Raw genomic sequence first — 16,318 nt, forward strand, 5'->3', positions numbered from 1 at the left:
CGCGCCCGAAGCGTTCGAGCCGCTCGGCGAGGCGATCGACCTCGCCGAGCGGCTCGAACGCTTCGGGCGCGAGCGCGGCGGCCGCGCCGCCGACATGCGCCGCCTCGCCGAGGGCTGGGCCCGGCAGGCGGGAGCGAAGGCGCCGAAAGGCGATGAGCGCACCCATTCGCCCGGTTTCCTGCTGGCGCTCGCCTTTCCTGACCGGGTTGCCAAGGCCCGCCAGCCGGGCTCTGGCCAGTATCTGCTGGCCAATGGCCGCGGCGCCGCCCTGGAGCCCGGCCAGCGCCTCGCACGCGAGCCCTATCTGGTCGTCGGCGAGATGACCGGCAGCGCCGCCCAGGCCCGTATCCTCAGTGCCGCCGCCATCGACGAGGCGGAGATCGCCGAACTCGCCGCCTCCGGCCTGATCCGCACCCGCCTGTCGGAACAGGCCGAGACCTCGTTCGACCGCGCCGCCAGGGCCTTGCGCGCGCGCGCCAGCCGGCGCTTCGGCGCGCTGGTCCTGGCCGAGCGTCCTTTGCCGGTCGAGGCGAGCGAGGAGAACGCCGTCGTCCTGGCGAAGGGCGTCGCCGCCCTCGGGATCGACGCCCTGCCCTGGAGCAGGGCGCAGGCGCAATTGCGCGAGCGTGTCGCCTTCCTGCGCACGGCCGAAGGGCCGGGCAGCGGCTGGCCCGATCTTTCCGATGCCGGGCTCGTCGAGGGCGCGGCGGACTGGCTCGCGCCGCACATCGTCGGCCGCAACTCGCTCGCCGCGATCACGCCGGGCGATCTCGATGGCGCGCTGGCCGAGCTTCTGCCCTGGGATCTGAAGCGCCGGCTCGATGCCGAGGCACCGACGCATTTTGCCGCGCCGACCGGCTCGCAGCTCGCCGTCGACTATGGCGCCGAGGCCGGCCCGACCATCTCGGTCCGGGTACAGGAGCTGTTCGGGTTGGCCAAGCACCCGGCGCTGGCCGGCGGGCGCGTGCCGCTGGTGCTGGAGCTGCTTTCGCCGGCGCATCGCCCGATCCAGGTGACGCGCGACCTGCCGGGCTTCTGGCGCGGCTCCTGGGCCGCGGTGAAGGCCGAGATGAAGGGCCGCTATCCGCGCCATCCCTGGCCGGACGATCCCGCCGCCGCGCCGCCGACGACGCGCGCCAAGCCGCGCGGGACGTGAGGCGCGCTACCCGCCGAACAAGCGCTCCAGGAAGTTCTTCTCCTGCGGCGGCGGCGGGGTCCAGGCCCGGTCGCCCTCGACCGCGCCCTGCGGCCGCGGCGCGATGCCGGCGACCGGCTCGCCCGGCTCGAAGATCGACTTCGGCCCGCTATGCCAGAGCCCGCCCGGCAGCGGTGCCGGCTGCTGGCCGGCATGGGCGGCCTTCATGAACTTGCTCCAGATCTCCGCCGGCAGGCCGCTGCCATAGACCCGTTTCATCGTGCTGTTGTCGTCATTGCCGAGCCAGACCGCGGTCACCAGCCGGGAGCTGAAGCCGACGAACCAGGCATCGCGGAAATCCTGGGTCGTGCCCGACTTGCCGCCCATCTCCCAGCCCGGGATATTGGCCTTGCTGCCGGTGCCGCGCACCATGGTCTCGTTGAACATGGCGTTCATCATCGACAAAATCTGCGGCTTCACGACTTCGCCGAAGCCGCTGCCCTTGCGGGCATAGAGCACCTTGCCGGAGAGCGACTTCACCTCGCGGATGACATAGGGCAGCACGCCCTTGCCGCCATTGGCGAAGCTCGCATAGGCGCTGGTCAGCTCGATCGGCGTGACCTCGGAGGTGCCGAGCGCGAGCGAGGGATTGGCCTGCAGCGCCGAATTGATGCCGAGGCGCTGCGCCACGCGGACCGCTTCCTTTGGGCCGATCTCCTGGTTGAGCTTGACCACCACGGTGTTGAGGGAGAGCGCGAAGGCGGTCTGCAGCGTCACCGGGCCGCGATAGGTGCGGCTGTTGTTCTCCGGCTGCCAGCCCCGGATCGAGACCGGCGAGTCGTCGCGGATCGCATCGGGCGTGAGCCCGTTTTCCAGTGCCGCGAGATAGACGAAGGGCTTGAAGGCCGAGCCCGGCTGGCGCCGCGCCGCCGTGGCGCGGTTGAACTGGCTCTTGGTGTAGTCGCGTCCGCCGATCAGGGCGCGCAACGCCCCGTCCGGTGCCATCGAGACGATGGCACCCTGGCCGACACCCTGTTTGGCGCCCTGGGCGTTCAGGGCCTCGACCAGCATGGTCTCGGCGCTGGCCTGCAGCTTGGTGTCGATCGTGGTCAGGACGGTGACGTCGCCCTCGATCGCGCCGATGAAATCGTCGAGCACGTCCATGACGTAGTCGGCGGCGTAGTTGACCGAGCCGGCGCCGGTGCGCTCGGCGGCTTCCGCCGGCGCGACCAGCGCGCTCTTGGCCGAGGCCGGCGAGATCAGGCCCTGATCGGCCATTGCGGCGATGACGAGCTGCGCCCGCTTCTCCGCCGCTTCCGGATTGCGGTTCGGCGCCAGCCGCGACGGCGCTTGGACGAGGCCTGCGAGCATCGCCGCCTCGGCGATCGTCACCGAGCGGGCCGATTTGTTGAAATAGCGCTGGGCGGCCGCCTCGACGCCATAGGCGCCCGAGCCGAAATAGACCCGGTTGAGATAGAGCTCGAGGATCTGGTCCTTGGTGTAGGTCCGCTCCAGCCAGAGCGAGAGGATCGCCTCCTGGATCTTGCGGGCGGCGGTGCGTTCCTGGGTCAGGAACAGGTTCTTGGCGAGCTGCTGCGTCAGGGTCGAGCCGCCCTGGACGCCGCCGCGCTTTGTCACATTGTTGACGACGGCGCGGGTGAGGCCGATCGGGTCGATGCCGAAATGCTCGTAGAAGCGCCGGTCCTCGATGGCGACGAAGGCCTTGGGCAGATAGGGCGGCACCTCGCCGAGCGTGATCGTGCGCCCGCCGGTCTCGCCGCGATTGGCGAGCAGCGAGCCGTCCGCGGCGAGGATCGCGATGTTTGGCGGCCGCTTCGGCACGGTGAGCTGGTCGATCGGCGGCAATTGCGCGGCGTGATAGGCGACGACCCCGCCGACGCCGAGCACGGCCCAGAGCCCGAGGACGAGGCCCCAGTAGAAGATCCGGCCGAAGAAGGACCTGCCCTTGCGGCGCTGCTTGCGGCCACCACGCGCTTCAGTCTTCTGACGGCGCGGTTGCTGGCGCGGTGCCACGGGGTTTCTTCCTCCACGATAGGGGCGGTCCTCGGCCGACAGGCGCAGATCGTCGTCGTCGCGCTCGTAATCCTCGCGCGCACGTTCGAATGAGGGCTCGCGCCGCTCTCCGTTCCGTCTCGACCGGTCGTTCATTCCGCCCCGTTCAGGCCCCAATGCCGGCTTTGTGTCAGGCGAGCCGGCCAACTTCCACACAGGATTCAAACATGGCGCTTTTAAGGGGTGGTTAAGCTCGCCGCGCGGCGGATCGCCGCCAAACCGGCAAGTTTCCCACACTGTGGCGGATCTGCCGCCGGTTCCCTTTGCTGCACTGCAAACGAAAATGTGAGTTGATCGCCCCCAGCCGGTCGCTGACAACCGCCCAGAGTGGTGAATCAGTTATTTGCCAGCAAAGGCCACCATTCGAATGGAATTTCTCTAATCTAGTCTCGAATAGGAAAGAATTTCTGCATGCCACGCCTGGATTCACTCGGCCGCTTTGCTCCGCATTCGCTTGCCCTGCTGCGCATCGTGACTGCGCTGACCTTCTTCACCCATGGCACCCAGAAGCTCTTCGCCTTTCCGGTTGCGCCGTCCTGGGGCATGCCGGCCGCCTTCAGCCTGAGCTGGACCGCGGCAGTGCTCGAAGTCGTCGGCGGCCTGTTGATCGCGGTCGGCTTCCTCACCCGCCCGACCGCTTTCGTCCTGTCGGGGCTGATGGCCGTCGCATACTGGATGGCGCACGCGCCCAAGAGCTTCTACCCGCTGCTCAATGGCGGCGAGCCGGCCCTGCTGTTCTGCTTCATCTTCTTCTACATCTTCTTCGCCGGCCCGGGCTCCTTCGCGCTCGATAATCGCAAGGGCTGAGGCCTCGCGCTTCGCTCCAGCCGGGATCACGGCGCCGCAAGACCATAAAAAGGCCCGCCTTCCCTGGGGAAGGCGGGCCTTTTGGTTTCAGCCGAAAGCCTTCAGACCGCGGCCGAGATCCAGCGCGAAAGGTCGCTCTTCGGGGCAGCGCCGACCTTCTGCGAGGCCAGCTTGCCGTCCTTGAACAGCATCAGGGTCGGGATCGAGCGGATGCCGAACTGAGCCGGGATCTGCTGGTTCTCGTCGACATTCATCTTCACGATCTTGACCTTGCCGTCGAGCTCGCCGGCGATCTCCTCGAGCGCCGGGCCGATCATCCGGCAGGGGCCGCACCACTCGGCCCAGAAGTCCACAACCACCGGCTGGCTCGACTTGAGGACATCGGCCTCGAAGCTCGCATCGGTCACTTTCGTCGTCGCCATGGCTGTCGCCTTTTCGATTTGCGGACGGCTTCGCGCCGTCGTTCGGAGTGGAAGCTATGAACCGAGCCCGCCAGGGTCAAGGCTGGCTCGCCTCACGATGAAGCAGGTCTACCCTGCCAAATTCGCCAGAACGGCATCGAGTTCCGCCGCGCTCGGCTCGAGCACGGTGAGGCTCGCCGTATAGATCGCCAGCGCCCTCACCGGCCGGCCCGGATAGATCTCGCCGACCAGCCGGCGATAGACCGCGAGCTGCGCCAGCGTCGCCGCCGGCAGGGAGGCGGCGTCCTTCGGCGCTCGCGCCGCCGTCTTGAAATCGGCGATCAGCACCTCGTCATCGGTCGCGGCCAGCCGGTCGATCCGCCCGATCACCGGGCGCTTCTGGCCGCCGGGCAAGGTGACCTCGCCGGCGAGTGGCGCTTCGGCAAGGCTGCCCGGTGCGAAGAGCGCCGCGAGCTCGGGCCGTTCGATCAGCGCCAGCGCGTCGGCGCAGATGCGCTGGCGGCGCTCGGCCGGAAGATTGGGCCCGCGCGCCTCCGCCAGAGCGCGGGCGGTTTCGCCGCGCCTTTCGGGCGGCACCTCCGGCAGGATCTGGAGCAGGAGATGCGCCAGGCGTCCAGCCGCGGCCGCTTCGGCGAGGAAAGGGCTATCGGCCGGACGGGCGGTCGCATCGGCGGCGCCGAGCGCGTTGGAGGGCCGCAGCGGCGGCAGGGCTTCCTGCTCCGGCGGTGCGGAGCGGGCGAGCCATGCCGGGGCAATGGCGCCGACCGGCGCGGTCTGCGTCTCGGCCTTAGCCTGCGCTTGCGGCCGCGAGACCATGAAGCGCCGGACCGTGCCGTCGCCATCGGGCGCCGCGACCTCGCCGAGCCCGCTAGTCGAGGCGGCGAGCCCGAGCTCGGCCATGGCGTACCACGAACCCTCGGGCGCCTCGCCCTTGGCCTGCACGCCGCACAGGATCAGCCGCTCCTCGGCCCGCGTCATCGCGACATAGAGCAGGCGGTGATGCTCCTCGATCATCTGGGCGACGATCTCGTCCTTGGCGCCGCGGGTCGCGCTGGAATCGCCGGCCCTGGCCGGCGCCCAGATCGGCACCGGCACGCCCCCCGGCGTCTCGACGCCGATCAGTTTCGGCAGGCGCCGCTCGCCCGGCGCGACGCCGAGATCGGCGAGGATGACGACCGGCGCCTCCAGCCCCTTCGAACCGTGCACCGTCATTACCCGGACCTCGCCGGCGCTGGCCGAGAGATCGCGCTTCACCTGCGTCGCGACCGCCCCGACATGGTGCAGGAAGCCGGCGAGCGAGGGCCCGTAGCGCCGTTCATGGTCGAGCGCGGCGCTGAGGAAGGCGTCGAGCGCGTCGCCCGCCTCCGGCCCGAGCCGTGCGAGCGCCAGATTGCGCCCTCCGCCGGGGCCGAGCAGCCCGGCGAAGAAGCGGAACGGGCCGTTGCGCCCGGCATCCTCGGCGAGTTCGGTCAGCCTTGCCTCGACAGCGGCATAGCGCGGCTCGCTCTCGGCCGCCTGGCGCAGCGCCTCGCGCAGCGAGCCTTTCCGCTCCGGCGCGAAGCGCAAGAGGTCGTCGTCGTCGAGCCCGAACAGCGGCGTCTTCAGCGTGATCGCCAGCGAAAGGTCGTCCTGCGGCAGCAGGATGGCGCGGCCGAGCGCGACCAGGTCCTCGATGGCGGGGTGCTCGGCGAGCGTCAGCCGGTCGCGCCCGGCGACGGGCACGCCGGCATCCTTCAGCGCCTTGACGATCGCCTCGAACAGCGCCCCGCGCTGGCGCAGCAGGATCATCACGTCGCCCGGCTTGAACGGCCGGCCGAGATCGTCATGGCCGGCCTCTTTCCAGCGCTTCAGCACCTCGGCGATGCGCGCGGCGAGCTTGACCAGCCCCGAGCGGCGCTCGGGCGCATCGACCGGTGTCGTCCAGGCGTCGGGCTTGTCGCCGGCATCGTCGGCGGAGATCGGCCAGAGATCGACCGCGCCGATCGCCGCCTGCCTGACCGTGTCGTGCCGTTCCGGCCCGGCGCCGCCGTCGAAGACGAGGCCGCGCCAATGCGCCTGCGGTGCGAAGACGGCGTCGACCGCCTGCATGATGTCCGGCGCCGAGCGGAAGGAGGTGTTGAGGCTGATCGGCGCGAAGCGCTGGCCGGCAGCGTCCAGGCGCTTGCCCAGCCTGGCGCGCTCCTCGCCGAAATGCCGCGGCGCCGCGCCCTGGAAGCCGTAGATCGACTGCTTCTCGTCGCCGACGACGAACACGGTGCGCGGCCGCGCCTGATCGCGTGCGCCCTCGCCGGCGGAGAATTCCTCGGCGAGGCGGCGCAGGATCGCCCATTGCGCCTCACTGGTGTCCTGCGCCTCGTCGAGCAGGATGTGGTCTATGCCGGCATCGAGCTTGTAGAGCGCCCAGGCCGGATCGACCCGGTCGAGCAGCGAGCGCGTCTTGCCGATCAGGTCGTCATAGTCGAGCAGCGAGCGCAGTGCCTTCAGGCGCTGGTAGGCGGCGAGGATATGGGTCACCAGCACGGCAAGCGCATTGCTACGCTCACGCACGGCGATGGCGTTGAGCTGTTCGATCGCGCGCAGCAGGCAGCCCGCGACGGTGTCGAGCGCCTCGTCGAGATGGGCCGGCAGGGCGCTGTTGCCCTTGCCGCGGACATGCTGGCTGACCGTGCCTTCGAGGGTCAGGATGCCGGCCCGGCAGGCGGCGACCGGGTGGATCCCGGCTTCCGTCGAGAGCGCGAGTCGCAGTGCTGCCGCCGCCTTCTGCCGCGTTGCGCTGCCGGCATCGAAGCTGTCGATCAGTGCCGAGATGCCGCCGATGCTGGCGAGCTCCGCCCCGAAGCGCTGCTGAACTATCTCCGGCGTCAGCGCCGTCGCGATGCCGAGGAAGGCGGCGATGCCGGCTTCCATCTCCTCTGGGCTGCGCGCCCGGCCGAGGCTGTCATTGAACAGCGCGCGCTGGTGCAGCGCCTCGCGCATGATCTGGTCGAACGAGTCCTGCGCCGCCTCGCGCGCCATGAAGCGCAGCGCCCGCGCCTGCGGTCCGTCCGGCTCTGCGGCGGCGGTCGCGAGCAGGTCGCGCCTGGCATCGCGCATCAACTCGTCCTGGGCGAGATCGTCGGCGACCTCGAAGCGCGCCGGCACGTTCGCCTCGAAGGGGGCGCTCTGCAGCACGCGGGTGCAGAAGGCGTGGATCGTCTCGATCTTGAGGCCGCCCGGCGTCTCCAGCGCCTGCGCGAACAGCCGCCGTGCCCGGGCGAGGCCGGCGGCGCCCGGCGCCTGCCCGGTCAGCTTCGCAAGGATTGCGCGTAGCGTCTCGTCGTCTGCGACGGCCCATTCCGACAGCGCCCGGAACAGCCGGTTCGACATGTTGGCGGCGGCGGCCTTGGTATAGGTGATGCAGAGCATCCGCCCGGGAGCGACCCCGTCGAGCAAAAGGCGCAGCACCCGGTTGACCAGCACATGGGTCTTGCCCGAGCCGGCATTGGCGGCGACCCAGGCGCTGAGATCGGGCTCAGCCGCCAGCGCCTGGTTGGCCTTCGTCAGCTCAGGGATGACCCAGCCGGCCGGGGTGGCGTGGGCGCTCATGCCTCGTCTCCCGTCTCGGAGCCGAGGCCGGGCGCGGCCGACCATTCCTTGACCCGCGCGAGCTGGTCATAGGGGCTGGCGTACTTGATGTAGGCCGGCGCCCGCCGCGAGACATAGGGCTCCTTGCCAGCCCGCAGCGCCGCAAGATGCGCGAGCAGATGCGCAAGATGGCGGGCGGTGACGTCGGCCTGGCTCTCGTCCTTGAAGGCGAGCTTCTTGTCCTTCTGCCAGCTTTTCGGGTCGTGGCCGAGCTTCAGGTACATGAGCGCCTCGACCGGCGCCGCCCTGACCGTGGGCGGAAAGCCGTGGCGCAGCGCAAGCTCGGCTTCGAGTGTCAGTTGCGGTGCGAAGCCGAGCCTGACCTGCTCGTCGCTCGGCGGCGCGCCGGTCTTGAAGTCGATGATCCTGAGCTTGCCTTCGCGCGTCACCTCGATCCGGTCGGCCCGGCCGGTGAGCAGGATGCCGCCGCCGCCCGGCAGGGGAAACTCGCCTTGGGTGTCGTGCTCGACCGCGACCTTGGCGAGCTCCGGCCGGCGCCTCTCCTCCCAGCCGACGAAGTTCTGCACGATCATCAGGAAGCGCGGCCACCAGAAGGCGCGCACCTCCGGCGTCTCGTCGAAGGCGCGGAACATCCGCTCGCCGATCTCGATCAGGCTCGCGGCGGCGCCGGCCGGCATCTGCTCGGGATAGGTCTGCGCGAACTCGGCGACGATGTCGTGCAGCAGCGAGCCGCGATCAGAGGCGCCGGGATCCTCCGCCATCTCGGGCAGGGCGTCGAGCTTCAGGATCTTGCGGGCGAACAGCGCATAGGGGTCGCGATAGAGCGTCTCGACCTCGGTGACGCTGAGCCGCTTCGGATGCAGATGCGGCGCTGGCACCGGCTTCGGCCGGCTCGCCGGTGTCGCCCGCGCCGGGGCGCTGAGCAGGCCGGCCCAGCCGATCAGCTCGCGGCCGCGCGCCTCGGCCGCCTGCCAGGTATCGGCCGGCGTCACCGCCTTCAGGCGCTGCCAGAAGCGCGAGGGGATGGTCTCCGCCTCGCCGGCCTTGCGGGCGCGGGTCAGCGTCACCTTGCCCGCCAGCGCCGCCTGGACGAAGTCATGCGCGGTCTGGCCGATGCGCCGTTCCGGCGAGGTGAGGCCGAGCTCGGCCCGCATCGGCCGGTTGAGGAAGGAATCGGTCTGCGTCGCGGGCGGCCAGACGCCCTCGATCAGGCCACCGAGCACGACATGCTCCGCTTCGAGCAGGCGGGCCTCGAGCAGGCCCCAGATCTTCAGGCGGGGATGGCCGGGCTCGCGCCTGACCACCGCGCGCTCGTCGATCAGCCCGGAGAGGATAGCGATCCAGTCGCGCGCCCGCCCTTCCGTCGGGGCCTCCGCCAGCGCGGCCTCGATCTCGTCGAACAATGCGGCCAGCGCCTCGCCATCGGGCCCTCGGAAGACCAGAGAACTGCCGCTCTCGTCGCTGCCGACCGCCGCGACGGCGGCGCGGGCGGCTCCCGCGACCTCTGCGAGTACCGGCTCGCGCCGGGCGAGCGCCGCCGCCAGCGGCGACAAGGCCGCGTCGAAGCGGGCGAGAACCTGCTCGGCCGCGGCGCGATCCTCCGGCGTCAGCTTGCGCCGCGCCAGCAGCCGATCTCCAGCGTCGCCGCACCCTGGCGCAGCACGGCTTCGCTGAGGCCGAGCCGGCAGAGCGGGTGCGCCAGCAGGGCGACGATGCCGGCCGGCGCGAATTCCGTCGCGACGGCGTCGAGCACGAGGCGTAGCAGCGCCCCGGCCCGCCAGCGCCCGAGCGGCAAGCCGGCGGAATCGTCGGCGACGATGCCCCAGCGCCGAAGCTCGATCGCGACACGCTCGGCGAGACCGCGATCCGGCGTGATCAGCGCGGCCCGTTCGCCCGGCCGTTCCAGCGCCTCGCGCAAAGCGAGCGCGGCGACGAGCGCCTCCTCGCGCTCATCGGCCGCTTCGACCACGCGCAAGCCGGCGAGCGCCGTGTCCGCGCCGGGCGCGGCGGCGATGCCGGCCCAGCCATCGGTCACCGTCGCCGGCAGCATCGCCTGCCGTAGCAGGTCGCGCCGGGCGGCCAAGGTCTCGGTCGGCTTCGCCAGGCTCTCGACCTCGTCGCGGCCGGCTCCGATCACCTCGAGGAGATGATGCAGGGCGGCCTGCGGGTGCGAAGGCGCCGGCTCGCCGGAGATCGCGCGCCAGGCCGGCTCCGGCAGCGTCTCGTCGAGATCGGGCAGCACCACCGCGCCGTTCGGCAGGCGCGCGATCGTGGCGAGCAGCCGCGCCGTCGCCGGCACCGTGCCGGTCGAGCCGGCGGCGATCACCGGGCCGGAAAATCCGCCGGCCTCGAGGCGCCGGCGCTCGGCCTCGAGCATGCGGTTGCGGAAATCGGCCGGGTCGCATTCGCCGCGCTCGGCAAGGATCGCGGGCCAGGTCTCGGCGACGATATCGAGGAAACGGGCGTTGAACTGCCAGATCTCGTCGAAGCGGGCGGCGTCGAGACCCCGCAGCCGCTCCGGTGCCACGCCCTCGGTCTGCATCTGGTCGAGCAGGCCGGCGAGGTCGCCGGCGAGGCCCCAGGCCTCGGCGAGCGTCGAGGGCACCAGAGCCGGCTCTGCCGGATCGAGCCGCAGATGCTGGCGGTTGGCGGCCTTGCCCCATTGCGCGATCAGCCGGGTGAGGATCAGCCGGCGTTGCAGCGGTTCGATCGGCGCGATGCGCGCCAGCATCTCGCCGGAGCCGGCGATTAGCGCCGTCTCGGCTTCGTCGACATCGCCGAGCGGCACGATACGCGGCAGGAGCAGCGGCCGGCCGCCGAGCTTTTCCGACAGGATCGCCGCGAGCGCACGGGCGGCGCGCTGCGTTGGCAGGTAGAGCGTCGTGCGCGACAGCGCCGTCGGGTCGCCGGGATCATGGGCCTTGCCGAAGCGCCCGGCCAGCAATGTCTCCGCCAGCACCGCGAGAAACGGCGCGCCGGCCGGGATGCTGAACAGGTTGAGCCCGGCCATGCCGTTCAGGCCCGATGGGCGGCGTAGGCGGCCTCCGCCAGCGGGATCGCCTCCGGCGTGCCGACATGCAGCCAGCGCCCGTCGAGCTCGTGGCCGAAGAGCCGCCCGGCCGCGATCGCCCGGTCGAAGAGCAGGTTGAACGAGAACGAGCCCTCGGGCGTGTCGGCGAAGAGTTCCGGCTTGAGGATCGCGACGCCGGCATAGACGAAGGGGGCGCTGGTGGCCTTGCCGCGCCTGGTCAGCCTGCCCTCCGCATCGCGGAAGAAGTCTCCGGCACCGTCGAAGCCGACGCTGCCCTCGCGTTCCGAAAGCAGCAGCAAAAGGTCCATCCGGGCCGGGTCCCAGGCCGCAGCCATGGCGGAAAGATTGGAAACGCCGTTCTCGCTCCAGAGCGAATCGGCGTTGACGCTGAAGAACGGCTCGCTTCCGAGCTGGGGCAACGCCTTCTTGGCGCCCCCGCCGGTTTCCAGCAAAAGGCCGCGCTCGTCCGAGATGATGATCCGCGGCTGCCGGCGCGCCGCGACATGCTGCTCGATGCGCTCCGGCAGATGGTGGACATTGACCACCGCCCGTTCGACGCCGGCTTCCGCCAGCCGGTCGAGGGCATGGTCGAGCATGGTCTTGCCGCCGATCGCGACCAGCGGCTTCGGCAAGGTATCGGTGATCGGGCGCATGCGCTTGCCGAGCCCGGCCGCCAGCACGATTGCTCGGCGGATCGGCGGCGTTGTCGTCTGCGTCAAGCGAATCTCCTGGCCGTTTGGCATGTCCAGCCTATCAGCCACGGCGACGGGATTCGCTCAAGTCCCGCGCGTCCCGGCCGCCCTCATTCCGGCCGCAGCGCAACCGAGCGGCTGACGCCGCTTGTCCGGAATGACGGAAAAAGTGGTGGTCAGGCCGGTTGATCGCCGTCGCCGGCATCCGGCCCGGCTTCTGCCGCTGCCTCCGGCTCGGCCTCGGCGGACGCTTCGGCGGGCGTCTCCGGCACGGCGAAGAGCTTCGGCAGATGCGTCTGGTACCAGGTCTTCAGTTCGGCCAGGGCGGGATGCTCGAGGTCGCGGCGCAGATAGGCCTCGATGCGCGGCAGGTGCTTCAGATAGCCCGGCTTGCCGTCGCGCTTGTCGAGACGGGCGAAGATGCCGGCGATCTTGGTGTTGCGCTGCGCGCCGAGGATCGCATAGGCGCGGGCGAAGCCGGCAAGGTCGAACGCCGGGTCGTTGCCGCGCCGCGCCCCGGCATAGGCGGCGAGCAGCTTCAGCTCCAGGGCCGCCGGCACGTCGATGCGTGCGTCCTGGCCGAGCGAGACAAGGTCATAGGCGGGGTGGCCGAGTACCGCGTCCTGGAAGTCGATCAGCCCGAGCCGGGCGTGGCCGACCCGGTCGGGCAGCCAGATCAGGTTGGGCGAGTGATAGTCGCGCAGCGTCCAGGTCGCCGGCGTCTCGAAGACCTCGTCGAACAGCCTGTCCCAGATCCGGCCGAACTCGGCCCGCGTCACCGCCGGCAGGGTCACCCCGGCGATGTGGGGGGCATACCAGTCGAGCACCAGCTCGGTCTCGATGGTCAGCGCCTCGCGGTCATAGTCGGGGATGACGTGGTCGCGCGCCTCGGCCACCGGCAGGATGGTTGGCAGCGCATGGCGATGCATCTCGGCAAGCAGACGTGCAGCCGCCTCGTAGCGCTCCGGAATCGGCCCGTTCTCGTCGATCACCAGGCCGGGGCCGAGATCCTCGATCAGCAGCAGTCCGGTCGAGAGGTCCTGGGCGAGGATCTGCGGTGCCGAGAGCCCGAGCGAGCGCAGCCCCTTGTCCATCGCGACGAAGGCGTCGACCGTCTCCGCGAGATGGGCGATGGCGCTGTAGGGCTTGCCCTGCCGGATCGCCGGGCCGTCGGGGCGCGGCGGCGAGATCATCAGGATCGCGGTCTCGCCATTCTCCCGCGCCAGCCGCTCATAGGCCCGGCTCGAGGCGTCGCCCAGCATGAACTGGCGGTCGGCATCGCTCCAGCCGGCGGCGTCGATCATCCGCCGTGCCCCGATGGCGATGGCGAGGCGGGCGCGCCAGAGAACGCCGCCCGAAAGGGTCGCGATCCGCCCGGTCTCGGGGTTTTCCGGGTCGACCTCGATGACGATGTCGAGCCGGCGTCCGGCCGGCAGGCGCGCGCCGGCGCGGTCGGGCCACTCGACCAGCGTGATCGCTCGCTCCAGATCCTCGATCAGCCCGAGATCGTCGAGCTCGTCGGGGCTGCGCACGCGGTAGAGGTCGGCGTGCAGCAGCAGCCCCTTCGGGACATCGTAGCTCTGGACCAGGGTGAAGGTCGGGCTCGGCGCCTCCAAGTCCGGGTCTTCGGCCAGCCTCCGCAGCATCGCCCGGGCGATCAGGGATTTGCCGGCGCCGAGATGGCCGGAAAGCGCGACGATGTCGCCGGTCCTGAGAATGTCGGCGATGTCGCGCGCCAGCCGGATGGTCGCGGCCTCGTCGGTCAGGAGGACTGTGTGCGTGCCCGCCCTGGCGGCTTCCTCGCTCATTCCGCGGCGTCCGAGATGCGCATGCCCTCGGGCGGGAACACGGCGGTGACGCGAGTGCCGGCGCCCGGTGCCGATTCCAGCTCGATCCGCCCGCCATGCAGTTCGACGATCGAGCGGACGATCGAGAGGCCGAGGCCGACGCCGCGATGGCGCGATCCCAGCGAATGGCTCTCGAACCGGTCGAACACCTTCTCCTTGACCTCGTCGGGGATGCCGCGGCCGTCATCGGCGACGGTGATGCGGATTTCGCCGCCGACGCGTCCGGCGCTGACCCGGATGGTCTGGCCGGGCTGCGAGAAGCCGATGGCGTTCGAGATCAGGTTGAACAGGATCTGGCGCAGGCGTTTGCCGTCCGCCCGCAGCGGGCCGGTATGCGGCGCGATCTCGACCTTGAGTTCGAGCTTGCTGTCGGCGAGCCGGTCCTGCAGCCCGGTCGCCGCCTGGGCGATCGTCTGGGCAACGTCGACCTCTTCAAGATCGAGTGAGAGCGCGCCATTGTCGATCGAGGCGAGGTCTAGAATGTCGTTGATGATGGCGAGCAGCGCGCCGGAGGAACGCACGATATGGCCGGCATAGTCGCGCTGCTTCTCGTTGAGCGCGCCGATCGTCTCCTCGCCGAGCAATTGCGCGAAGCCGATGATGTTGGTCAGCGGCGAGCGCAGCTCATAGGAGACGTGATGGACGAATTCCTCGCGCAGACGCGAGGCCTTCTCCAGGGCTTCGTTGCGCTCGGTCAGCGCCCGCTCGACATTCACGCCGGCCGTGACGTCGGCGAAGGTGATCAGGGTTGCACCGTCCGGCAGCGGCGCGGCGCTGCAGTCCAGTACCGTGCCGTCGCGCCGGGCCATATGGCAGCGGTAATCCTCGCGTGCATCGCGCACGCCGGCGACGGCGCTGCGGATCTCTGTCCAGACCGCATCCTCCGGGAAGAGCGGGCGGCACAGGCTGACGACCTCGTCGATATGCGGGGTGCCGGCGGTGCGCTCCGGCGTCAGCTTCCAGAGCTGTGCAAAGGCCGGGTTGGAGAGCTTGAGACGACCGTCGGAACCGAACACCGCGACGCCTTCGCGCAGCGAGTCGAGCGTCTCGCGCTGCGTGCGCGACAAGGCGTTGAAGCGTGATTCCAGGGTGAAGCGTTCGGTCTCGTCGTCGAAGAGATAGGTCACGCCGCCCTGCGGATGCGGGCTGGCGACGACATGGATGGTGCGCCCGTCGGGCAGGTACCACCAGTCCTCGCTGGCGCGGGTCGCGGTGTAGGCGGCCTGCACCCCTGCCTTCCAGCTCCGGTAGTCGCCGAGCTCCGGCAGGCGGCGCTCGGTGCGCAGCCGGTCGAGGATCTCGCCGTCGCTGGGCCGGCTCTCCAGGAAATTCGGGTCGAGCGACCACAGCGTCTCGTAGCCGCTATTGTTGTAGACCAGCCTTTGCGAGGCGTCGAAGACCGCGACCGCGGTCTTCAGCCGGTCGAGCGTGCTGACATGCGCATCCATCTGGCGCTGCAGATCGGCGCGCACCGCCTCGAGCTCGCTCATATCGGTGGCGATGCCGGCGGAGCCCGTCGGCGTCGGCGTTTCCAGGATGTCGACGATGCGGCGCTGGCCGGCCATCACCACCGGCGCGCGCATCGTGAAGGCGCGGCCCTCCTGGCGTGCCCTGCCGGCGGCCTCCCGTTCGGAGCGGTCGAACAGCTCGAGGCCGTTTTTGACCGCCTCGGCGCCGTCGGCCGCCTCGACCGCCCTTGCATAGGCGCCATTGACCCAGCTTAGGCGGCCATTGGCGTCGCGCGTCCAGACCGGCTGAGGCAGGCCGGCGAGCAGCGCGGCGAGAGTCGCCTGGTCGGCGCTGACCCGGACGAGATCGTCCTGCAGCGTCAGGGCCCGGGCCCTTTCGCCACTCGCCTCGCGCAGCCGGATCACGGCGCGGCCGGCGACCGGGCGGCCCTCGGCGTCGACATATTGCCCGCCCTTGGCCCGGAAGGTGAAGGCGAAGGCCTCGCCCCGCTCCTTCAGCGCCTCGGTCGCGACTTCCAGCCGCTTGGCGTCGGCCGGTGGCGCCCAGGAGCCATAGGCGAGCGCCATGGCCGAGCCGCTGACACCGAGGAAACCGCTATCGCCCTCGAAGACCGGCTTGGCGTCTGGACCGTCCCAGCTCAGCACCACCTGCGGGTCGGCGGCGAGCAGCGCGGCGAGGCGTTCCTGGTGTCCGCGCGCCGCCTCCAGCCCGGCGGCGAGCTCGCCCTCGCGGCGCTGCCAGCGCGAGCGCTCGCGCACATAGAGGACCGAGGTGGTGGTGGCGAAGACCACGAGGCCGGTGAACATCAGCGAGAGCCCGCCGGCGCTGAGCGTGTCGCCGTGCAGCGAGAGGAGGGACTCGGCCTGCGCCAGGACAGGACTCGGGCACAGGCCGCCGGCCAGGCCGGGAAGGACGAGGCGGGTCGCCGCTCCGTCCAATCTGCGCCCCAACTGCCTTGCACGTCTCATCATCGCTTCCGTCATCTCGTCCGGCCAGCCTTGGATGGCCGGAATCGGAAAGGGCCGCCGTCATAGCGCGCAAGCGCCACGGCTCCGGGAAATGTCCACGCCGCAACGCCGCAAAGCCACTTGTGAACGAAATCCGGCCGCAACCCGCGTGGGCGGTCGATGGTCCGAATCACTGCCACTCTAATCATCGGGAGAGTCCGGCAGGAAGAGCTTAATCGTCCGTAAAGCATGATGATGCGCCGCAGCCCCGGGACGGCCCCGAAAAGGCCTGTCTATTCAGCGCGTCCG

10 protein-coding genes are annotated in these 16,318 nt (G+C 70.5%); 2 read left to right on the forward strand and 8 right to left on the reverse strand.

The window, feature by feature from the left end:
• Positions 1-1,156 (forward strand): ATP-dependent helicase C-terminal domain-containing protein (locus RKE40_RS16940; protein WP_316019406.1); only part of this gene is annotated, 1,156 nt, incomplete at its 5' end.
• Between the two features lie 6 nt (positions 1,157-1,162).
• Here RKE40_RS16940 and RKE40_RS16945 read toward each other — a convergent pair.
• Complete coding sequence (locus RKE40_RS16945; protein WP_316019407.1) at positions 1,163-3,304, reverse strand: transglycosylase domain-containing protein; 2,142 nt, start codon at positions 3,302-3,304, stop codon at positions 1,163-1,165.
• A gap of 315 nt (positions 3,305-3,619) precedes the next feature.
• On the opposite strand from RKE40_RS16945, the gene RKE40_RS16950 reads away from it, so the two are divergent.
• The gene (locus RKE40_RS16950; protein ID WP_316019408.1) at positions 3,620-4,015 is read left to right on the forward strand and encodes a DoxX family protein; all 396 of its coding nucleotides are present in this window, start codon (positions 3,620-3,622) and stop codon (positions 4,013-4,015) included.
• Between the two features lie 101 nt (positions 4,016-4,116).
• Here RKE40_RS16950 and trxA read toward each other — a convergent pair whose 3' ends face one another.
• The 7 genes from trxA to RKE40_RS16985 all read right to left on the reverse strand — a co-directional run bounded on the left by trxA (position 4,117) and on the right by RKE40_RS16985 (position 16,033).
• Positions 4,117-4,437: a thioredoxin gene (trxA, locus tag RKE40_RS16955; RefSeq protein ID WP_291638482.1), complete on the reverse strand. Its 321-nt coding sequence runs from the start codon at positions 4,435-4,437 to the stop codon at positions 4,117-4,119.
• A gap of 108 nt (positions 4,438-4,545) precedes the next feature.
• Positions 4,546-8,022, reverse strand: coding sequence for a double-strand break repair helicase AddA (gene addA, locus RKE40_RS16960; protein WP_316019409.1), 3,477 nt, complete (start codon positions 8,020-8,022; stop codon positions 4,546-4,548).
• Positions 8,019-9,710, reverse strand: coding sequence for a double-strand break repair protein AddB (gene addB / locus RKE40_RS16965; RefSeq protein ID WP_316019470.1), 1,692 nt, complete (start codon positions 9,708-9,710; stop codon positions 8,019-8,021). Before addB ends, addA begins: the two co-directional genes overlap by 4 nt.
• Positions 9,629-11,032 carry a PD-(D/E)XK nuclease family protein gene (locus RKE40_RS16970; RefSeq protein ID WP_316019410.1) on the reverse strand — a complete coding sequence of 468 codons (1,404 nt, stop codon included), beginning with the start codon at positions 11,030-11,032 and terminating at the stop codon, positions 9,629-9,631. The genes addB and RKE40_RS16970 overlap by 82 nt, the downstream gene beginning before the upstream one ends.
• A 5-nt stretch (positions 11,033-11,037) precedes the next feature.
• Positions 11,038-11,772: a nucleotidyltransferase family protein gene (locus tag RKE40_RS16975; protein ID WP_316019411.1), complete on the reverse strand. Its 735-nt coding sequence runs from the start codon at positions 11,770-11,772 to the stop codon at positions 11,038-11,040.
• A 149-nt stretch (positions 11,773-11,921) separates the two neighbouring features.
• The gene (gene tsaE / locus RKE40_RS16980; protein ID WP_316019412.1) at positions 11,922-13,553 is read right to left on the reverse strand and encodes a tRNA (adenosine(37)-N6)-threonylcarbamoyltransferase complex ATPase subunit type 1 TsaE; all 1,632 of its coding nucleotides are present in this window, start codon (positions 13,551-13,553) and stop codon (positions 11,922-11,924) included.
• Positions 13,550-16,033 (reverse strand): sensor histidine kinase, encoded by a 2,484-nt coding sequence (locus RKE40_RS16985; protein ID WP_449249102.1) that lies wholly within the window; start codon positions 16,031-16,033, stop codon positions 13,550-13,552. The genes tsaE and RKE40_RS16985 overlap by 4 nt, the downstream gene beginning before the upstream one ends.
• Between the last annotated feature and the right edge of the window lie 285 nt (positions 16,034-16,318).

This window comes from Allobosea rubneri (assembly GCF_032464875.1).
GTDB lineage: Bacteria > Pseudomonadota > Alphaproteobacteria > Rhizobiales > Beijerinckiaceae > Allobosea > Allobosea rubneri.

Bases quoted from the DNA above. Each gene is read 5' to 3' on its own strand.
- trxA (WP_291638482.1), bottom strand. From the start codon at position 4,437: ATGGCGACGACGAAAGTGACCGATGCGAGCTTCGAGGCCGATGTCCTC.
- tsaE (WP_316019412.1), bottom strand. From the start codon at position 13,553: ATGAGCGAGGAAGCCGCCAGGGCGGGCACGCACACAGTCCTCCTGACC.
- RKE40_RS16985 (WP_449249102.1), bottom strand. From the start codon at position 16,033: ATGATGAGACGTGCAAGGCAGTTGGGGCGCAGATTGGACGGAGCGGCG.
- RKE40_RS16945 (WP_316019407.1), bottom strand. From the start codon at position 3,304: ATGAACGACCGGTCGAGACGGAACGGAGAGCGGCGCGAGCCCTCATTC.
- addA (WP_316019409.1), bottom strand. From the start codon at position 8,022: ATGAGCGCCCACGCCACCCCGGCCGGCTGGGTCATCCCTGAGCTGACG.
- RKE40_RS16950 (WP_316019408.1), top strand. From the start codon at position 3,620: ATGCCACGCCTGGATTCACTCGGCCGCTTTGCTCCGCATTCGCTTGCC.
- RKE40_RS16970 (WP_316019410.1), bottom strand. From the start codon at position 11,032: ATGGCCGGGCTCAACCTGTTCAGCATCCCGGCCGGCGCGCCGTTTCTC.